The following is a 1,487-nucleotide window of genomic DNA, read 5'->3' on the forward strand; positions in this document are numbered from 1 at the left end:
TCTTCAAGAACCTTTTGAGCAGCTTGTAAAACTCTTTCATCTTCAGATTCTGGAAGAACTATTGTTTTTAGTTCTTTCTTTGCATTTTCTTTTATGTTCTCTATTAAACCCATATATCCGTCCTTTCTTGTAAATTCCATAAATTATAATATTGAAGCATAGCATAAAAGTAGCATTTATAAAAAAGGAAGAAAATTCTTTTGATAATGATTTCAAATTGTAGCAAGTTGTAAAAGATAGTAACTTATTTGAGTAAATAAGAGTCAAATAATATGACTCTTAATTATTATGATTTTGTAACAACCTCATAAGTATCGTTAGCAATAACATACTCTTCATTTGTAGGAATAACAAATATTCTTGCAGAAGAACTATTTGTTGCGATATCTCTTGAATCATTTCTTTTTCTATTATTTTTTATAGGGTCAAGAACTAATCCCATTCCATCAAGACCAGTACAAACTATTTCTCTAATTAATGCAGAGTTTTCACCAATACCACCAGTAAAGCAAAGAGCATCAATACCATCAAGAGCAGCAACATAAGAACCAACATATTTTTTGATATTGTAAGCAACCATATCAACAGCTAATCTACATCTATCATCACCTTCTTGCATTCCATCTAAAACTTCTCTTAAATCAGAAGTTTTCCCAGAAATACCTAAAATACCTGATTTTTTATTCATAAGTTCAGATATCTCATCAATAGTAAGATTTTCTTGTTTCATCATATATTGAATTGCTCCCGCACCAACATCACCAGATCTAGTACCCATCATTAAACCTTGAACAGGAGTTAATCCCATAGAAGTATCAATTGACTTGCCATTTAAAACGGCTGTAACAGAAGAGCCATTTCCTAAGTGACAAACAACAATTCTTGTATTTCTTTTTTTGTCTAACATTCCCCTTGCTTCATTTGAAACATAATAATGACTTGTTCCATGGAATCCATATTTTCTGATTTGATATTTTTCATATTGATCATATGGTAAAGCATACATATAAGCATAATCAGGCATTGTTTGGTGAAATACTGTATCAAATACTGCAACGTTCGGAGTTTTAGGCATTAGTTCTTGGCAAATTTTCATACCTAAAACATTTGCAGGATTATGTAGAGGGGCTAGAGGTATTAGTTCTTCAATCTCTTTTATAACTTTATCTGTTACAAGTGCAGAACTTTTAAAAGATTCTCCTCCATGTGCAACTCTATGTCCAATAGCTTGTATATTGTCAATTGAATCAATTACTTTACCTTCTCCTACTGTTAATGTTCTTAGAACTAATTCAATTGCTTCTTTGTGTGTTGGTAGATTTGCATCTACTTTTAATTTCTTATCTCCAAATTCATGAGATAAAACACCATCAATACCAATTCTTTCACAAATACCAGATGCAAAAACTTTCTTAATAACTGGATTCATTAATTGATACTTTAATGAAGAACTTCCCGCATTTAAAATGAATACTAACATATATCTT

At 30.5% G+C, this 1,487-nt stretch carries 2 protein-coding genes; both read right to left on the bottom strand.

Features of this window, described 5'->3' with window-relative positions; genetic code table 11:
- Positions 1 to 140, bottom strand: a 140-nt coding sequence (locus CP965_RS13965) for a phosphate acyltransferase (RefSeq protein WP_323807976.1), incomplete at its 3' end; no start/stop codon positions are given.
- A 146-nt stretch (positions 141 to 286) separates the two neighbouring features.
- A complete protein-coding gene (locus tag CP965_RS13970) occupies positions 287 to 1,480 on the bottom strand; it encodes an acetate/propionate family kinase (protein ID WP_129062720.1) in 1,194 nt (397 codons plus the stop codon).
- Between the last annotated feature and the right edge of the window lie 7 nt (positions 1,481 to 1,487).

Origin of the sequence: Halarcobacter mediterraneus (genome assembly GCF_004116625.1) — a bacterium.
GTDB classification, from domain to species: Bacteria; Campylobacterota; Campylobacteria; order Campylobacterales; family Arcobacteraceae; genus Halarcobacter; species Halarcobacter mediterraneus.